Raw genomic sequence first — 15250 nt, forward strand, 5'->3', positions numbered from 1 at the left:
CCTTATTTCACCATAAAGGTGCCGAAGATTTTTTCCATGCCGTCGGTAATCCGGGCTTCCCACTTGGGATAGACCTCGTCCGGCGCAGCCAGGGCGGGATTGCCGTGGTAAACGGGATTTAAATAAACCGAATAGTCGCTTTCCACAATGCCGCCCTGAACCAGGGTATCCATATATTGCTTGAAAGCATTGATCAAAGCCACTTTCCCGTCGTCATTGTTGTTGACCTTACCAATGTAGTTGTCGCTGGCCGCCTTCAGCAGATCATTGTTGATGGCGTCCATGGTCCGGATGGCCCGAATTTTCTTCCATTGATTGTTCTGCCCCTGACGTAAGCTGGTCAGAGTATTAATGCCCTGCTCGATTTTAACCTTTTCCCCGTCGTGAACCAGCACCAGGGAGCCGGACTGCAGGGCTGCAATAACCTGATTGTTGGTGAGCCGGGGGGAAACATCCTCAAAGGGGCAAACAGCGTAGGTAATGCTCTCGCTGAGCTTTTGCCCGGCGATCAAGCCCGCCACATAGGGAGCCACCTCGGAACTGGCGTAGGTTTCACCGTTCAGTACGGCGCCCACCGTTACATTCACGACGCCCTCATGATTAAAGCTAAGGGAGCGCTGATTGCCCAGGTTGGGGTCCGCATCGTCTGTGACGGAACCGCCAAAGACCCCGATAACCCCTTTGCCTTCCTCACGCAGACGTTCAATCCAGGATTTGAAGGAAGTCTGCAGGGCGCTGCCGGTAATGCCGTCCAGGGTGAACAAATTCCAGACCCGGGCCTCAAAGACCGACTGGGCTGCAATATAATCGGCATTGGCCACTTCTGCAATGCCGTTGTTGCCGCCGGTGAAATCCTGGCTGTTGATAAGGGCCAGGGCCCCGTTACCGTCCGCCATTTTAACCGCTGTTACCCATTCGTTCCCGGCATCGCCGTTAATGGCCGCCACAGCGTTGTCCACACCGTTGGCGTTGGCGGTAAAGGTAAAGGTCCGCAGCAAGGCGCTGCCGTTGTAAAGCAGAATGTCCTGCTTGCTGGAATCCACCAGATTGGTCCGGACGGAAAGCTTAAAAGGACGGGTGGTTTCATACTTGGTTTCCAGCTTTAGCACATCCACCGGGCTGGCGGACCCGTCCTGCAGGGTGATGCCGGCTTTAGCCGCATTGCTGTCGGCCAAACGATAGGCTAATACCGTCTTGGCCCCTCCCAGCAGGGCCAGGCGCAAAGTTTTATAAGCGGTGGACCCGGCGGCAGTATCCTCGCCATAGGCGGCCAAGAGCTCCGCTTCGCTGGTGATTTCCTTGAAGTCTCTTACCGGACCCCAATCGGCTTTTACCGGGCAAGCAACAATGCCTCTGGCTCCCGGTTTAATGGCGGCCAGTGCCGCGGCCTCAAAGTTCAAATAAAATCCAGGTCTTACTTTTTGCTCGGTAGGGCTCCATGTTCCTCCTGCCATTAGTTCGCAACCTCCTCTAAAAATAATTTAACCGCCTGCTTTACTTCGCCGACGGTTAATTCCCGGGCACTGTTGTTATGCAGTGCTCCCAGGATCACCTCAGGTTTTACCTGAAAAATTGCTTCAGCATTATCCACCAGTTCCTGCCGGGGATAACGCTGTTCCTGTTTGGTTTTTCCAGCCATTATTGCCAGCTCCCTTCGGTTTTTATTTTCATCATCAAGGCTACCTCTTCTTCCGGTCTGGGGGTTTTGCGGGTTAACTCCACCGTAACCCGGGCTTCCCGCAAGGCATTGGACGGAATCTCCATTTGCGGGTTAACCACCGCCGCATATTTCTTTTCCGCAGCATTTAGGACCATTTTTACCTCCCCGCTCAGACCCTCCATGATGGATACGGCGGCCATAGCGTGCTGATGGGGCAGGCAGCCGAAAATCCTGCCGGTAAATTTCTTGCTCACTTCGAACAAAGACCCGGTGCTTTGTTTTGTGCTCAGCCCTGTCAGGTTCCACAGAACAGCCGGTCTAGCCAGGGTTTCCAGCCCGTCGCTGCAGTTTATAGTCCATCCTTCCCCCAACCGGGACCGGGTCCACAGCGTCAGGGCCTCCAGCCACGGGTCCTGCTCCGCAGGCTCCAGGGTTGGGGCCGGTCTCCACCAGTGCACCTGATAGGTAAGAAAAATGGATTTATTGGCAGGGTCCTGGGGGTCTTCCAGGTTCTCCTCCACCGGTGAAACGGAAGGATTCACTTCAAACCATATTTCCCCGGCGGCCAAGGGGTTCCCGGGATCGCTCCAGTCATACCGCGGAATAACCTTCCCGCCTGGTTGTGCATTCTTTAGAGCGCCGTATACTTTGTCTCTGAACTGCCGGGCGGTGTCCCACAAAAAATCACTGCCGGGTTCCGGGGACCGGGTTCTCACCTCAAATTTTACCTGGGTCAGGAATCGTTCCGCCCCCGGACCGGTGATCAAGCCATGGCCAAAGGAACTGTCGGCGGTATGATTGGGTACGGTCCGCAGGGCATGCATTACCAGCCAGCGGGCCCCGTCGGGAGGGGGTTGGTGGGTTGCTCCAATGGTCTTTAAATCCTCCGTAGAGGTTAAGCCAAATTCCGCCGCATTCTCAACAATGTGTTTGCCGATGGATGTCATTGTATTGTACATTTAATTCACCTCGATCAGAAGCAGGATCTTCATAAAATCCCTTTCTCCTGAAATCCCTTTTTGCGTGCCGCCGGTTCCGTCAGGGGGAGGCAAGGGCAGAATATTCATCAACGTCCTCATGAGTTCCTCCTTTCATTATCCTTTTGCAGGGCTGTTTTTCTCTTGCCGGGGAAAGAAAAAACCGCCTCATTGCCGGCGGTTCATTCTTTCCCTAATAACATTATAGTTCTTTGGCGGTACAAAAACAGGACAAGAAAGGGACATCCTTTCCGGCTTAAATGAAAAACCGCCCGGGCAGGCGGTTTTTCATTTAAGCCGTATGATAATTTTCAAAGCCCAACAGGCTTTTAGCCATATAATTGATGGCCCTGTCTCTCACCCGCTTGCAATGCCTCTCTTCATACATGACTTGTTCTGCTACTTCAAACCAGCGCAGGTTATCAATATAAAAGCCTTTGATAATCACCTGCTCCTTTTCATTTAACGAGCTTAAGGCATTATCCATTTTCTGCAGCAACCGGATCAGGTGATTTCTTTCCCGCTCGGCGGCGGCCCGATCCTGCCTTCTCAATTGTTCAAATTCCCTGTTGATACCTTCATTGGCCTGGAGATAGTTGAAGGCCACCTGCGAGGTCTTATCACTGGCCCATCCCTGGGATTGGGTTCGGCTTTCCAGGCTTCTGGCAAAATATACTCCTTCCAGGGTTTCTTCCGGCGTTTCCCGGATCATGGGCACCTGCAGCAGTTGAATATCAATTTCAAGATTCTTTACCCGGGCTTTCATGGAATTGTAATCTCGCAGCAAAGTCTCTACCTTTTCAAACAAAGGATGTTTTCCCAAAATAATCACCTTCCTTAAACATTCATTTTCCTTGGCATATATGGCAATTTGCTTAACTTTTTAAAAAAGCAATTGACTTTTATAGACTTTAAGTATATATTACAGGTTGGTACTTTTATTTTTGCGCCCACCGTGTACTTAGTACACGAAATTAGCAAAAAATAATAGAAATCACCCGGGATCAGCATTTCTAACGTAAAATACTTTATGGTTTGGACAATCTTGTATTTGAAACTATATACTCTAAGTACACAAAGGGCAAGATGAATATTTTATGATATTGAATGATCTATTAGGATTAAACCTTTAATCCTTAAAATATCTCTTATTTTTATATGGGGAGGCTGAATCATGAACAGCATCGGTAAAAAGATTGATCATATTCGGCAGGACTTAAGTTATATTGAATTTTCCAAAGCCATTGAAAAGAAAACGGGCTATGAAATCAGCCCTTCCAGCTTGCACAAATATGTTACGGGACAGAGAAAACCCTCTTTTAAAATGCTGGAAATCATTGCTACCTATGCCAATGTCCCCATTGCTTCCTTTTTTGAAGAAAACAACGAGGTTTATTCCAAGGTTAAAAAGCTGGATCAACTGAAGCTACTGCAAAAGGAATATCATGAACTGTCTAAAATTAAAGAGATTCCTATTTTTGATATGAACAGAGTGTCCCCAACCCTTTTAGAAAATCCGCCCCAGACAACCCTTTACTATCCCCTGCCAGTAGCTGTCTATGGAGGAGAAGCTTTGGCTGTGAGAATTACCGACAACGCCATGTCCGATATGGGTATTGAACCGGGCGATCTGGTATTTGTACGTAAGGAGGAGTCCGAGCCGCAAATCGGCAAAACCATTCTGGCCAAAGTGAAAGAGGATTTAATCTGTAAAAGATATTATGTAAAAAATAACCTTATTGTCCTTGAGCCCATGGATTTAAAATATAAAAGCCTTCATCCCCATGAACTGCAGATGATTGGCGTGGTAACCAAACTGATTCGGGATTTTGAATAAAAAGTCTCGCCCAGTGAGCAAGGCTTTGCTGCACAAACCATTCTTTCACAGGGCAAGCTCATCGGCCTTTCAGCAGAATTCTTTTTGCATACTTTTATCTTTCCATAAGCATTCCCAGGGATTACTTTACTTCAAAGTTTCTTTCTATATCTACAGTCTTTTAATAAATATGCGCCTCACAAGTAAATCCCCACCACAGGGGTGGGGATTTCAGACTGTCAAAAAAGGTCGGCCGATGGCCGGCCATTTTTGATAAAATGGAATGGGTGATGGAAAGATGCTTAAAAGAGAAAAACTAGAACGCAACGTAATGGAGATCGTGAATACAGACCTGCTGGTGCCGAACGATCATTTGTTGAGGCAAATCGACGGAAGCGTGGATTTCACAAGAATCTATGACTTGGTAGAAGAACTCTATTGCCCGGATAACGGCAGACCCAGCGTCGATCCGGTAGTGCTGTTTAAGATGGTCCTGATCCAGCATCTGTACGGGATCCGGTCGCTGCGGCAAACCGTAAAAGACATCGAAATGAACATCGCCTACCGCTGGTTCCTGGGCTATACCCTCAATGAACCCATTCCGCACTTTGCTACCATCAGCTACAACTTCAAGCAGCGCTACACCCCCCAGACCGTGGAACAAATCTTCACCTGGATCCTCTACGAAGCGGAGCGAGCAGGGTACCTAAAGCCGGAAGTGGTATTTATTGATGCGACCCATATCAAAGCCAATGCCAACCTCAAAAAGAAAGTAAAAAAGGCCATTCCCACCGCCGCCCGGGTCTATGAACAGCAACTGAGACAAGAGATCAATGCCGACCGGAAGGCCCATGGTAAAAAGCCCTTTGATGACGACGATTCCAGCGGCAGCCCCAAAGAAAAGATCCTTACCCAATCCACAACCGATCCGGAAAGTGGTGTTTTCCACAAAGGAGAGCATAAGCAATGTTTTGCCTACAGTGCCCACACGGTATGCGACCGGCATAACTTTGTGCTTGAAGTGGAAGTGACGGCCGGGAATGTCCATGACAGTGTGGTCTTTGATACCGTCTATGAAAAAGTGACGCAACGTTATCCTCAAATCCAAGTGATCACCGCCGATGCCGGATACAAAACGCCCTGGATCTGCAAAAGAATTTTTGATGATGGACGGGTGCCGTCCTTACCCTATAAACGACCGGTGACTAAAAAGGGAAACCATGAATGGTACAAATATGTCTACGATGAATATTACGATCAAATCCTCTGCCCGGAATACAAGCCTCTGAGCTATTGCACCACCAACCGTTACGGCTATCGGGAATACAAGAGCAGAAGCTACCGATGCGAAAAGTGTCCTACCTGGGAACGGTGTGTCGGGAACCGAAGCGGCCAAAAGACAGTCACCCGTCATGTGTGGCAGGATTATCTGGAACGCGCAGAGGATGTCCGGCATTCGCCGCTGGGGAAAGAGACCTATGCCTTGCGAAGTCAGACCATTGAACGGGTCTTCGCAGATGCCAAAGAGAAGTATGCCATGCGCTATACTCCCTATCGAGGCCTGGATCAGGTTAGCAATTGGGTCCGGCTTAAATTTGCTGCCATGAATCTCAAAAAACTGGCCATGTGGAAGTTTAAAGCTTCCTCTTCTTTTCTCTCTTCTCTTCACTTCTTTCTCTTTTATATCAAGAACCCCGTTTCTTTCGTTTGAAACGAGGTTCTTTGACAGTCTGAAATCCCCACCACAGGGGTGGGGATTTATCATCTCTTTTTACCTTTTCATTAAAACTGTTTATAACAAAATGTTTAACTTTTTTAGTTTTCTGTACAGTGAATTTCGGGAAATGCCCATTTCTCTGGCTACCTGGCTTACATTACCTTTGTTTTTAGATAATAATGTAAGGATTTCCTCCCGTTGGTTTTCTGCCAACCGTTCTTTGATCTTTTTCCTTTCTTCCGTGATGCTAATGGATTGGGGAGACCAGCCAGTCTCTCTCTGCCAAACCATAAACTGTGGTGACAATATTTCCTCCGGCAAATGGTCTGTACGAATGACCGGTCCGGTGGCGACATTCACCATTCTCTCCACCACATTCTGAAGCTCACGGACATTTCCGGGCCAGCCATACTGCTGCAGACAAGTAATCACTTTAGGGTCCACGTCCGGCGGCACCCGCCCCAGCTTTTCACAGGACTTCTTGAAAAAGGCTTTAAACATCGGAGGAATGTCCTCCCGGTGTTCTCTCAGGGCCGGCAAAGTAATGGAGATTACGTTCAAACGGTAATAAAGATCTTGCCGGAAGTTCCCCTTGGCCACTTCCAGGGACAGATTCTTGTTGGTCGCACAAATAATTCGGACATCAACCACCACCACTTTATCCCCGCCAATGCGGGTGATGGTTTTATCCTGGAGCACCCGCAGCAGGGAAACCTGCTGTTCCAGCGGCATGTCGCCAATCTCGTCCAGGAACAAAGTTCCCCCGACCGCCAGTTCAAATTTGCCCGGCCGTCCTCCTTTCCGGGCCCCGGTAAAGGCGCCTTCCGCATAGCCAAATAGTTCGCTGCCGATTAATTCCCGGGGGATTGCACCGCAATTTACCGCTACGAAGGGCCCGCTGCTGCGGGTGCTCTTATTATGAATGGCTTGGGCAAACATTTCCTTGCCGGTGCCGCTTTCGCCGCAAAGCAGCACGTTGCTGTGATTGCCCGCAGCCAGGGAACCCAATTGAATGGCTTTTAACAGGAGTTTGCCGTTTCCCAAAATATCCTCGAAGGAAAATGTAGCGTGAGCGCCGCTGAAGCGGTTAATTAAATTTTTAATTCTATGAATGGGATTGATGAAAATAACGCCGCCGGTTATCTTGTCCTGATCATCCCGAATAGACTTTCCGCTGGCCAGGCATTGGACGATACCGGCAGTTGTTTTTACCGCTACTTCCAGATCACTGAAAGCTTTACCGCTGGTCAGCATGTCCCTAACCGGCGTATAACGCTCCAGATAATCCTCCAGCATGCTGTTGTTAATCCCCGCCTTCTCTTGGCCAAGGATTTTTTCCGCCACCGGATTTACCTGTTTAATGATGCCCTGCCGGTCCACAACAATCACTCCGTCGGAGACCGATAAAAATATATTGTTTAGACGATTATTAACCAAGGTTAGTTGGCGGTTCCTCTGGTGCACCCGCAACTGCTGCTTAATGGCCTCCGCAGCGGCTACAACCATGCCGAGGGTATGAAGGTGCGTTTTTTCAACCGGACCGGACATTTCCAAAATGCCAATCAATTGGTTTTCTTCATTAAAAATTGGCGCCCCCGAGCAGGTCCAGGGGTGATGTTTTTTACAATAATGCTCCGCTCCGGAAATTTGGAAAGGCCTCTTCAACAACAGAGTCGTACCCACGCCATTGCCGCCTATTTCCTCTTCGGTCCATAGCGCTCCCCGGTAGAAATTGAGGTCCCTGGCGTAATATTTGGTTACGTAAGTATTTCCCACGGTCTCCATGATATAGCCGCGCTCATCGCACAGTACGACAACAAAATGAGAGGAAATAACGAAATCGTATAATTTTTCCATAAAAGGTCTGGCAATATTAATCAGGCTTTTTCTTTTTTCCAGCAGTTCATTTACTTCCGGTTCGGGCAGCAGCCGTGTACTGCGGCCGGCAAAGGGATCAACGCCGGCTTTACGGCAGCGGAGCCAGGATTGCGTGATTTCCGGTCGGATTTCAGTGGTCTCAATTTTACCGGTTTCAATAAATTTTTCCCAGGCAGCCAAAACCAAGGAAGCGTAGGCGTTATGATCCAGCAAGATTTTTCACCTCCAAAATACAAGAGGAGCCCTAATCAAGAATTAAATCACCGTTTCCGATGAGTTTCAGGAGAGTAGTGATGAAATTTCAAATTTATCAATACCAAATTTTACCTTATGATTTAAATGAATTATACCATATTTATTTCTAAAACCCTTTGTTACATTATGTATTCTCTATGACAATCATGGTTTGGTTACAAGATGCCATCCCTGTTTAAGAACCGCCAAACCCCATTGTTAATATTGTGTTTCATATCGCGAACAACAAGGTGACAGTATGATGACAATTTTAAAGGGAACTGCTTTTCGTTTCCCAGGGATGTAAATGATCGGCTCAAAGGCCTTTACTAAAGGGTTTTTGAGCTTTTATTGGTTATCAGTTAATTCATTCTAACATATTAAGCCCGGTTTGGTATTGGTTTTGCATTTAACAAAAAAACATAACAGTCTTAAAATTCATTCTATATCGACTTTTGCTGTGTTTTAAGGATATTTAGAAGGGTGGTGACCACAGGAATTGATGTAAAGATGGTGCGCGCTTTGATCTTTTAAGAAGTGCCAAACCAAACTTCAACGATCAACATTTAAAAAAATTGGAGGGATGCATCATGCAAAAACCAATGGATGAAAATTATCGCCTTTTTATAGGCGGCAAATGGGTTGAGGGTCAGGAAGGGAATACTTTCAAAACTTATTGCCCTGCCAACGGCGAACTTCTGGCTACTTGCGTAGATGCCGGCCAGGCAGACGTGGACATGGCGGTGGATGCGGCCTGGAAGGCCTATGCCAGTTGGAAAGATGTAAGTCCCCAGGAGCGGGCCGGCATGTTGTTAAAGATAGCGGATCTAATTGATGCCAATGCCGAAAAACTGGCTTTAGTGGAGTCTTTAGATAATGGCAAGCCGATCCGAGAAACCATGGCGGTGGATGTTCCCTTGAGTTCAGATCACTTCCGTTATTTTGCCAGTGCCGTCAGAACCGAAGTGGGCGAGGCCGTCATGATCGACAAGGACACCATGAGCCTGGTGCTCAGAGAGCCCATCGGTGTTGTTGGTCAGATTATTCCCTGGAATTTTCCGCTGTTGATGGGCGCCTGGAAAATAGCGCCGGCCTTGGCGGCAGGAGATTGCGTGGTCATCAAGCCTTCCTCCACCACGCCCCTAAGTCTTCTGGAACTGGCCAAACTGCTGGCCGAGGTGCTGCCCCCGGGAGTGGTCAACGTCATTACCGGCAGGGGATCCGTTTCCGGCAATTACATGCTGGAACATAAAGGGTTCGCCAAATTGGCCTTTACCGGTTCTACCGAAATCGGACATACCATCGCCGAAGCCGCCGCTAAGAAATTGATTCCAGCTACCCTGGAATTGGGCGGCAAGTCGGCCAATATTTATTTTCCGGACTGCCCCTGGGATAAGGCCATGGAAGGCCTGCAAATCGGCATCTTGTTCAACCAGGGACAGGTCTGCTGCGCCGGTTCACGGGTCTTTATTCACGAAGACATCTACGATAAGTTCCTGGCCGAGGCGGTAAAGGCTTTTGAAAAAGTAAAAGTGGGCCTTCCCTGGGAGCAGGACACCCAAATGGGCTGCCAGGTCAACGAAAACCAGTTGAAAAAAATCCTGAACTACATTGAGATTGGCCGTCAGGAAGGCGCCACCGTTGCCTGCGGGGGTTACAAGATAACGGAAAACGGGCTGGATAAAGGCAGCTTTTTGCAACCCACCATTCTGGCCAATGTAAATAATAAGATGAGAGTGGCCCAGGAAGAGATTTTTGGCCCGGTGGTCTGTTTCATCAAATTTAAGGATGAAGCGGAAGTGATTAAAATGGCCAACGACAGCGAATACGGCCTGGGGGGCGCAGTTTGGACCCGTGACATTAACAGAGCTTTCCGGGTGGCCCGAAGCATCGAGACCGGCCGGATGTGGGTTAACAATTACAACAACCTCCCGGCTCACGCGCCTTTCGGCGGATATAAAAAATCGGGCATCGGGCGGGAAACCCACAAGATGATGCTGGATCACTATTCTCAGAAGAAAAACATTTTTATCAGCCTGACTGAAGATAAAGTTGGACTTTATTAGAGATCAGTTTCAACGCTTTTGGAAGTATTTAAATCTGTTTGGGGCGGCTTATTCGGATCAAGCCGCCCTCCTCTATTTCAACCTTTAAACCCGGATGATACTTAAAATTTATGAAAGCCCCGGCGGCATGTTTAAAGGCTCCATATTGTGAGTAAATAAAATCCCGGCCTATAGCTAGTTGGGTTTCACTTCCGGGGGAATTCGTTGTCCACCAGGGCGTAGCCACAGGATAGCCATTCCCGGCATATATCTGGCCATATTTTTCTCCCGCCACAAAGTCCTCCAAATATTTTGCTGCAATGCGTCCGGCATCTTTTTAAGGGTTATGCCGGTGTCAACATGATCTTCAATCTATACTTGGCCTATGTAGCTCCGTGTAAGGTTGGAAACAACCAGCATTCCCTTTTTACTGTATTTCTGAAAAAGACCAACAATGGCTTCTACAAATTGGCTATAATTTTCTTCTGTTGGTTTAGGCGCATAAGATGACGACAGATTGCGTCCCACAAATGCCTCTTGATGATATTGCAGATCATGCCGGAATATTTCATATTCATATTTGCCGGCTCGGAAAAATTCTTTATAAAGGTGTGGCGTCTCATCCATATTTTTACTAAAACCTTTAAATGCGAGACAAAACCTTTTGCATATTTCCGCATTCTCCTTTACTAAAGGACTGGAAGAATCTCTGCTGTTCCAAACAAGGGCTACATTTGAGTTTGCTTTTAATATTCTTTGACATTCCCTTTTAAATTTATCTTTAACAAACCAATGAAAGGCCTGGCCAACGGTTATCAGGTCCATACTGGCATTTTCTATATTCGTTTCTTCAGCCGTACCCGGTAGGGAAGTAAAATTGGGATGGCTTTTCAGGCTTTTTTCTGCAAGGGTTCTCATATCAAAATTAGGCTCAACTGCCCATACCTTAAACCCTCTTGCAACAAGTTGTTCAGTTAAAATACCTGTACCTGCTCCAATATCTGCAATACGACTGTTAGGAGTTAGTTTGTTGAATGAAATTAAATAATCAATATATTCTTCCGGGTAATTGGGGCGATACTTGGAATAAATAGCTGCTTTTCCAGTAAAAGGTTTGATCGTTGTTTCCAAATCCACTCCTCCTTTTGCAAATTCAAATGGTCCTAAAGAAAAGCTGCCCCATTATTGCTAATACGACAGCTTTCAATCAATTTCCCGGTGTAAAACTATTTACAATATCATGGCCGGTCATTAAGCTCCGGCAAATTGCGCCAGTTCTTTGTTAAATTTATCGCACTGATCATAAAACAATCCATGTCCGCTGTATTCAAAGGGAATCAATTTAGAGTTTTTGATCCCTTCTTTTTGCGCCTCCGCCAACGGGAAACGGCAAACCCGGTCATGAATACCATGCAAAATTAATGTTGGAACAAATATTTTGCCTAGATCGGAAAATAAGCCTTCTTCATCCAGCCAGGTATTTGCCACCGCAGCGGTGGACCAACTTGCCGCCTCCAGACCTAATTGAAAGAACCATTCTGAGAAAGGCTGGGTCACATACTGGAAGAAAAACATGTCTCCAAATCCCTGCAGCATTTTAGGACGATCGCTATAGGTATCCTGGATAATGTTTATAACATCTTCCCGGTTTAAGCCGTAGGGAAAATAGGGACGTTTAATAAGGCTGGGCGCCGCCGCGGCAAAAAGGGCTAATTTGGCTACGCCAAATGCGTTATGCCGGGCCACGTAGCGGATGGCAACCGCTCCACCGGTAGAATGCCCTCCCAGTGTAATCCCTTCTAATTTGAGCGCTTCCACCACACATCGCACATCATCCGCCAGCCGGTTGTAATCGTAGCCGCTCCAGGGCTTATCGGATTTTCCGAATCCTCTCATATCCATGCCGATACACCGGTATCCCATTTTAGGGAGCTGGTTAAACTGATATTCAAACATTTTATGACTTGCCGGCCAACCGTGTATAAAGAAAATGGTCTTGCCGCCCCCCGGGTTAATATCTTCTACATAAATATTCACGCCGGGTTCTACTCCAATATAGTATCCCACGCGGATTCCCCCCCTTAGTAAAAATTACCTCAGGATAGGTTATTCCGTTGGAAATAAATGGGTGTCCATAATTTTGTTTGCACGGAGTAAATCACCATAATTTTCACTGACACATAATAGTTTGCTGATACTATTATTAGCGTCCTTACTCTTTGTGTTAAATATTGAGTTATTCTTTGGGTTCAATTTTGGGATCCGCTGCCTGATCCTTCACAACCGCATTTGGCAGTCCCGATGCCGGTTCAGCATAAGCACGGTTAATGATATAGCGGTGGGCAAACATACCAACAGAGTGAAGCAGCTTGCTAAAGGGGAAAACAATTAGCAGAATCTGGACCAACAGCAGGTGAATGATGAACATTGGCTTATGCATAACTTCCATATCGGGAGTTATGGAAGTAAAGGTTATTAAGTGTTGTATATAGTCACGAACCGGCTCGTAATGGATGCCCCATTCAGGAACAAAACGCATAAAGTTGCCGGCTGCAACAATACCAATCAAAAGTAGTAACATTACATAGTCACTGGGTGCTGAAATCACCCTAACTTCATTGATGCGAATTCTGCGATAAAGCAGATAAAAAAGCGCCAGCAAAAGAACAATCCCAAAGAACGTGCCCAGTAGGGTTGACAGCAATTCACTGGTTTCCACAGAAGTAAGCCCCACGTAAGCAAACTGCCTTCCCAGCAGACCGATACCCAAAACATGTCCGGCTAAGATGAAGAAAAGAGCAACGTGCATGATCCAGGCTCCTGCCCAAAGGGCTTTGTCACTCTTAAAAAGGCTGCGGAAAAAAGTTGCCTCTTTCGCAATATCCAGCATGGCCCCTGCCTTGGTGGTTGGCGCCGGAGTCAAGGTTATATTATGAATAATACGTGCGTTAGCCCATCTGCCCAGTCTGTAAAGTAAGCCGATGATGAATACCGCCACAGAAATATAAGGCAATATCTGTAAAATAAAATAATTTATCATTGTCAATCTGTCTCCTTATTTAGAATAACTCCCTCAAAGAAGAGATTCAGTTTGTATTTCAAATTCTCTAAGAAGGGAATCCCTGTTTTGCTGGTCATAGAGGTTTTCAGAATCCCTTTAAACAATTCAACCATGATTTCTAAAGGAATATCCTTTCTAAACTCCCCCTTCTCCTGTCCTTCTTTGATAATTGATGAAATAATCTCCTGAAACTCAATCATGTGTGGCGGATGTCTGTGAGTATGTTTGTTACTGCGGTAAAAGTGCATGTACATCATAAGTAACTTTCGGTTCTCTTCATAGGTTTTTCCGATGGTCATAAGTAAATTGGATAACTTAGAGGCCGCATTCATATTTGCCTCTTTGGTATTTTCAAAAGTTTGTTGTGCCCCATTAATCTTTTCTGCTAAACAATATTTTAAGATATCTTCTTTGGATTCAAAATAATTATAAAAAGTACCCACACCCAGATCGGCTTTATCCATGATTTCGGCTATGGTGGTTTCAGCAAAACCCTTGTCCAAAAACATTTCCAAAGCAATTTCCGAAATGCTTTTCTTGGCACGTAACTTTTTTCTATCTCGTCTGCTCAGATCCTCACTCATCACCATATAACCTCCAAAAAATGATCATATTCATAATATGAATTAGTTCATATTTAATTGTAGCGAATAATGATGGATCCGTCAACAACAGTTCCTGAATTAGTTTTATGAACCAAATCATATTCCGTCATATGATCGTTGGTATTGAAGGAAGCATTCTTAATATTATCTTTATTTTTAGCACTTTTGTTTTTATTAACAGGGCAATATTACCTAAATTTTATTTATAACTAAATACGGAGTAATCCGGTGATTTCAGATGACAAAGTTACAAATATTAATATATAAAACAGACTTACAGAAAATTGCAGACTTTTTGCGACGAAAAAACCCACCTGGCAGGCGGGTTTAGGTCTTTAGTTACAGATTTGTTATTCTCTTTGAGCCCATCACTTTTAAAGCCTAAACTTATTTTACTAAAATTGCATATACTTCCTTAGAAGGCAATGTTATAAATTTACTTACCTTTTCACGAGCATTAAACACATTAACACCACAATCTAATGAAATATTTAACCTGTTTTGTCTTGAAACTTCAATATTTCTACTTTCACTCTGTCCAATATATATAAAATCATTATTAACTGCCAGTCCTCTAGTATAACCTAACCCCTGAAAAATTGTGTTGCCATTTTCCATCACCTCAAAATCTGCTGAATTACAATATAAAATCCTCTCATCCTTTGTAATCACACTATGAGGATGCTTTAAATCGCAGAACACAGTATTGACGTATGATAAATTTAATAAAGAATACTCTTTTATCAGGCCAAAATAAGCAGAGCTTTTTCTCCATTCATCTGAGCCTGAAAACATGGAAACGTAAATACTTTCTTTATCTATACATATATCATTCAAGTGATTGACATCGTAGTCTTCCTGTGACATTTTTATCTCTTCTATTTTTACTAAATCCGGCAATCTATAAACGCCCACAGCATTTCTTCTGCTCTCAACAATATATGCTTTTTCATCTCGAACAGCTACTCCATGAAGGTCTAATATTTCTTCTGTTTTGTAATTTTTAATTGTTTGATAGTTAGAATCCAATAATAAAATTTCACTTGAATTAGCAACTAACACATAATTATCTGCATATTTAGCAATTCCCCTGCAATTTGCCTCTAAGACTTTTTTAATATGATAGGTTTGTTCATCAAAAGATATTTCATATAACCCACCCATTAAGTTGCAACAAGTAACAAGAACTTTACATGAGTCAAATTTAAACAAGGAAGTTCCCCCTTTAATCCGATAAATCAGATTAAGACCCTAAGA

General features: G+C 45.4%; 14 protein-coding genes. 3 read left to right on the top strand and 11 right to left on the bottom strand.

The genetic code is table 11. From position 1 onward, the window contains the following. Positions 1-2 precede the first annotated feature (2 nt). The 4 genes from DESRU_RS17665 to DESRU_RS17680 all read right to left on the bottom strand — a co-directional run bounded on the left by DESRU_RS17665 (position 3) and on the right by DESRU_RS17680 (position 3460). Positions 3-1454 (bottom strand): phage tail sheath family protein, encoded by a 1452-nt coding sequence (locus DESRU_RS17665; protein ID WP_013843451.1) that lies wholly within the window; start codon positions 1452-1454, stop codon positions 3-5. After that, complete coding sequence (locus DESRU_RS17670) at positions 1454-1639, bottom strand: YqzN/YkzM domain-containing protein (RefSeq protein ID WP_013843452.1); 186 nt, start codon at positions 1637-1639, stop codon at positions 1454-1456. The genes DESRU_RS17665 and DESRU_RS17670 overlap by 1 nt, the downstream gene beginning before the upstream one ends. After that, positions 1639-2619 (bottom strand): hypothetical protein, encoded by a 981-nt coding sequence (locus DESRU_RS17675; RefSeq protein WP_013843453.1) that lies wholly within the window; start codon positions 2617-2619, stop codon positions 1639-1641. Before DESRU_RS17675 ends, DESRU_RS17670 begins: the two co-directional genes overlap by 1 nt. 310 nt (positions 2620-2929) lie before the next feature. Continuing rightward, positions 2930-3460 carry a sigma-70 RNA polymerase sigma factor region 4 domain-containing protein gene (locus tag DESRU_RS17680; protein WP_041275473.1) on the bottom strand — a complete coding sequence of 177 codons (531 nt, stop codon included), beginning with the start codon at positions 3458-3460 and terminating at the stop codon, positions 2930-2932. Positions 3461-3811: 351 nt separating this feature from the next. Here DESRU_RS17680 and DESRU_RS17685 point away from each other — a divergent pair, with 351 nt between their 5' ends. Both DESRU_RS17685 and DESRU_RS17690 read left to right on the top strand, forming a co-directional pair. Next, positions 3812-4474, top strand: a complete 663-nt coding sequence (locus DESRU_RS17685; protein WP_013843456.1) for a helix-turn-helix domain-containing protein — start codon at positions 3812-3814, stop codon at positions 4472-4474. A gap of 277 nt (positions 4475-4751) precedes the next feature. Continuing rightward, the gene (locus DESRU_RS17690) at positions 4752-6164 is read left to right on the top strand and encodes an IS1182 family transposase (RefSeq protein WP_013843457.1); all 1413 of its coding nucleotides are present in this window, start codon (positions 4752-4754) and stop codon (positions 6162-6164) included. A gap of 81 nt (positions 6165-6245) precedes the next feature. Here DESRU_RS17690 and DESRU_RS17695 read toward each other — a convergent pair whose 3' ends face one another. Next, entirely contained in the window at positions 6246-8261 is a 2016-nt protein-coding gene (locus DESRU_RS17695; RefSeq protein ID WP_013843458.1) for a sigma-54-dependent Fis family transcriptional regulator, read from the bottom strand. 611 nt (positions 8262-8872) lie between these two features. On the opposite strand from DESRU_RS17695, the gene DESRU_RS17700 reads away from it, so the two are divergent. Further along, on the top strand, positions 8873-10348 hold the full coding sequence (locus DESRU_RS17700) for an aldehyde dehydrogenase family protein (protein ID WP_013843459.1): 1476 nt from the start codon (positions 8873-8875) through the stop codon (positions 10346-10348). A 28-nt stretch (positions 10349-10376) separates the two neighbouring features. Here the strand turns inward: DESRU_RS17700 and DESRU_RS17705 are convergent, their stop codons facing one another. The 6 genes from DESRU_RS17705 to DESRU_RS17730 all read right to left on the bottom strand — a co-directional run bounded on the left by DESRU_RS17705 (position 10377) and on the right by DESRU_RS17730 (position 15205). Then, entirely contained in the window at positions 10377-10622 is a 246-nt protein-coding gene (locus DESRU_RS17705) for a hypothetical protein (protein WP_013843460.1), read from the bottom strand. A 77-nt stretch (positions 10623-10699) separates the two neighbouring features. Then, the gene (locus DESRU_RS17710; RefSeq protein ID WP_013843461.1) at positions 10700-11458 is read right to left on the bottom strand and encodes a class I SAM-dependent methyltransferase; all 759 of its coding nucleotides are present in this window, start codon (positions 11456-11458) and stop codon (positions 10700-10702) included. Between the two features lie 120 nt (positions 11459-11578). Then, positions 11579-12394: an alpha/beta fold hydrolase gene (locus DESRU_RS17715; protein WP_013843462.1), complete on the bottom strand. Its 816-nt coding sequence runs from the start codon at positions 12392-12394 to the stop codon at positions 11579-11581. Between the two features lie 169 nt (positions 12395-12563). After that, entirely contained in the window at positions 12564-13364 is an 801-nt protein-coding gene (locus tag DESRU_RS17720; RefSeq protein WP_049786813.1) for a respiratory nitrate reductase subunit gamma, read from the bottom strand. Between the two features lie 5 nt (positions 13365-13369). Beyond that, positions 13370-13972, bottom strand: coding sequence for a TetR/AcrR family transcriptional regulator (locus DESRU_RS17725; protein ID WP_013843464.1), 603 nt, complete (start codon positions 13970-13972; stop codon positions 13370-13372). A gap of 408 nt (positions 13973-14380) precedes the next feature. Then, on the bottom strand, positions 14381-15205 hold the full coding sequence (locus DESRU_RS17730) for a DUF4915 domain-containing protein (RefSeq protein WP_013843465.1): 825 nt from the start codon (positions 15203-15205) through the stop codon (positions 14381-14383). Between the last annotated feature and the right edge of the window lie 45 nt (positions 15206-15250).

It is taken from the genome of Desulforamulus ruminis DSM 2154, from assembly GCF_000215085.1.
GTDB classification, from domain to species: domain Bacteria; phylum Bacillota; class Desulfotomaculia; order Desulfotomaculales; family Desulfotomaculaceae; genus Desulfotomaculum; species Desulfotomaculum ruminis.

Excerpts from the sequence above, each read along its gene's own strand:
- DESRU_RS17690 (WP_013843457.1), top strand. The coding sequence starts at position 4,752 with ATGCTTAAAAGAGAAAAACTAGAACGCAACGTAATGGAGATCGTGAAT.
- DESRU_RS17665 (WP_013843451.1), bottom strand. The coding sequence starts at position 1,454 with ATGGCAGGAGGAACATGGAGCCCTACCGAGCAAAAAGTAAGACCTGGA.
- DESRU_RS17700 (WP_013843459.1), top strand. The coding sequence starts at position 8,873 with ATGCAAAAACCAATGGATGAAAATTATCGCCTTTTTATAGGCGGCAAA.
- DESRU_RS17725 (WP_013843464.1), bottom strand. The coding sequence starts at position 13,972 with ATGAGTGAGGATCTGAGCAGACGAGATAGAAAAAAGTTACGTGCCAAG.
- DESRU_RS17685 (WP_013843456.1), top strand. The coding sequence starts at position 3,812 with ATGAACAGCATCGGTAAAAAGATTGATCATATTCGGCAGGACTTAAGT.
- DESRU_RS17670 (WP_013843452.1), bottom strand. The coding sequence starts at position 1,639 with ATGGCTGGAAAAACCAAACAGGAACAGCGTTATCCCCGGCAGGAACTG.
- DESRU_RS17675 (WP_013843453.1), bottom strand. The coding sequence starts at position 2,619 with ATGTACAATACAATGACATCCATCGGCAAACACATTGTTGAGAATGCG.